Raw genomic sequence first — 2,727 nt, 5'->3', positions numbered from 1 at the left:
TTGTGATTTTTTCGATGGATCTAAAAGTGGATTCAGTTCTAAAACTGAAAAAGTAGAAAATCAGGAAAAATAATAAATTTTTATAGATGTTTTGAGGCCAAAAGATGACTTATTCAATGTCATCTTTTGGCTTTTTTCTATTTTTTTTGAAAGTAAACTCCTATTCAAAAGTTTACATACAATATGGTTCAAGTCGGAGGAAGGCACCTTAGGGTGTCTTTTTTTACGGTAAGGCATTACTCCTCTTTTCTTTTTAATTTAAACTTAGAACTAAGTGTAGCCTTGAAATAAAGTTTGATTAAATTAACTTAATAAACCTTGATAAAAGAGCAAATAAAAAAAGCGCGGTTCGAAAAAAGATTGTTCAAAACACGCTTTTTCTATATTCAATTAAATCATCCTTTTATAAAAAAGGTTGCTAATTTTTGTGATCCTTGCTCAATTAAAGCACCCAATTGTTGAAGATCAATTCATTCATTTTTTAAAAACTTCCCCCTATTAAATTTCAATAAGTATAGGAACAATCATTGGCTTTTTCTTAGTATGTGTATATACATATTGTCGTATTGATTTTTTTATTTGTTTTTTCATTACATTCCATGAGTTTCTATTTGCTTCTTGTAGCTCGTTAACAGTTTTTATAGTAAGTCGATTAACGTCTCTTCGGAGTTCTGAGAAATCTCTATCCACAAATCCACGAGAAATGGTATCGGGGTCAGAAATCAATGTTCCTTCCGCTTTGCTCATAGTTAAAATAATCATGAGCATCCCATCCTCTGAAAGTTGTTTGCGGTCTCGTAACACAATTTCCCCAATATTATCGACATCTCCCCCGTCTATGTAGGTATTCCCCACCGGTATTTTCCGGGTCTGACGGGCAATGGTATGTTCAATATCGACGACATCCCCATTATTGATGATAAACGTGTTTCCTTGCTCCACTCCAACAGATTCAGCTAACAAACGGTGATGGTGTAGCATTCTAAATTCACCGTGAATGGGAATAAAATATTTTGTTTTCATTAATGTAAGCATTAGTTTTAAATCTTCTTGATAACCATGGCCAGAAACATGCATTCCGGATATACTTCCTGATCCATAAATTACTTTGGCTCCAAGTGCAAATAAGTTGTCTACGATACTTGTGATATTTCGTTCATTCCCGGGTATTGGACCTGCTGCAAAGATAACCGTATCTTCAGGTAAAATGTCGACACCGCGAAAGTCTCCAGTGGACAGGCGAGCAAGAGCAGCCAATGGTTCTCCTTGACTCCCCGTGCATAAAATGGCCACCCTTTCAGGAGCCATTTCATTGATTTCATGTGGGGCAATTAACATTCCATCTGGAACTGTTAAATAACCACGTTCCATAGCAACCGCTACGACATTAACCATACTTCGTCCAAGCAACGCAAGTTTTCGATTTGTTTTTTGTGCTGCATTCACGACTTGCTGAACGCGACTAATATTTGAAGCAAAGGTAGAAACAATAACTTTGCGTTCGGCTTTCATGAAAACTGCTTCCACATGTTCACCTACCATTTGTTCCGATGGGGTCAAACCAGGACGCTCTGCATTGGTACTCTCAGACAATAGAAGCAAGACCCCGTCTTTTCCGATTTCAGCCATTTTATGAATATCCGAATTCTCATTATTTGCAGGGGTTAAATCGAACTTGAAGTCCCCCGTATGTACAATATTACCCTCTGGTGTGTGAAAGACTATTCCCAAGCAATCAGGAATACTATGGGTCACTTTGAAAAAACTTACACTTATTTCTCCGATTGTCAAGTTTGAGTTTGAGTTGATTTCAATAAGTTCACTTTCTCCTAGAAGTTTATGTTCTTTTAATTTGATTTCAATTAATCCTAGTGTGAAGCGTGTGGCATAAACGGGTACATTCAATTTTTTTAAGAAGAACGGGATCCCCCCGATATGATCTTCATGTCCATGTGTGACAATTAAAGCCCTGACTTTATCTTTATTTTCTACCAAGTAAGTTATATCAGGGATAATCAAATCAATTCCTAATAAACTTTCATCTGGAAACTTATTGCCACAGTCGATAATCACGATATCGTTTGAATATTCGATTGCATACATATTTTTCCCGATTTCATTCAAGCCGCCTAAGGCAAAGATAGAAACTGCATTTTCTATTGTACTCAAATTTATATCCTCCCATTTTTAATATAATCTTAGTATGCCCTTTGGGTTTCCTTTTATCAGTGGGTTGAATGATCGATCTTCCTATAAAAAAGGAAACTCTAGACTTGTTTTTTCTTAAAAATAATGACTACAACATTGATGTCTTAGTTTCCCACATCGTTATCGAGGTCTTTCCTCCCAGTGAGGCAGCTTCTTGGGCATGGGTCCGATATTGTACCGGGCTCATGCCTTTTAGTTTTGCCTTTGCTGTTGTGTATTTTATATTGTGGATCCATTGACAGTTACTTTTGCGTCTATAGTAAATCCTAATCCTGCATCTACAGATGCCTACAACATTATTATCCTGCCAATATAGAGAATCATAGAAACATAGGTTATCCACTTTAGACACGACACGTTTTCCTACATTTAAATTGTTTCGTTCCAATCGAATGCAAAATGAACGAATACGTTTCTCCCTGTCTCACCAGATTTCTTGGATTTAAAGCCATTTTCCCTTTTAGGGTGATATAGTCCTTAAGATCTTGTTAAACCTGTGCAATTACGGTTGGAATTTCA

General features: G+C 36.4%; 1 protein-coding gene and 1 pseudogene. Both read right to left on the bottom strand.

Annotated features, from left to right (window positions below):
- Positions 1 to 498 precede the first annotated feature (498 nt).
- The gene (locus tag COI75_RS17080; protein ID WP_000103858.1) at positions 499 to 2,169 is read right to left on the bottom strand and encodes a ribonuclease J; all 1,671 of its coding nucleotides are present in this window, start codon (positions 2,167 to 2,169) and stop codon (positions 499 to 501) included.
- Between the two features lie 143 nt (positions 2,170 to 2,312).
- Positions 2,313 to 2,575 (bottom strand): annotated as a pseudogene (locus tag COI75_RS27365) (hypothetical protein); the annotation flags it as partial.
- Positions 2,576 to 2,727: the final 152 nt, after the last annotated feature.

Source organism: Bacillus cereus (genome assembly GCF_002564555.1).
Lineage (GTDB): Bacteria > Bacillota > Bacilli > Bacillales > Bacillaceae_G > Bacillus_A > Bacillus_A cereus_K.
This window is presented reverse-complemented; position numbering and strand designations above follow the sequence as displayed.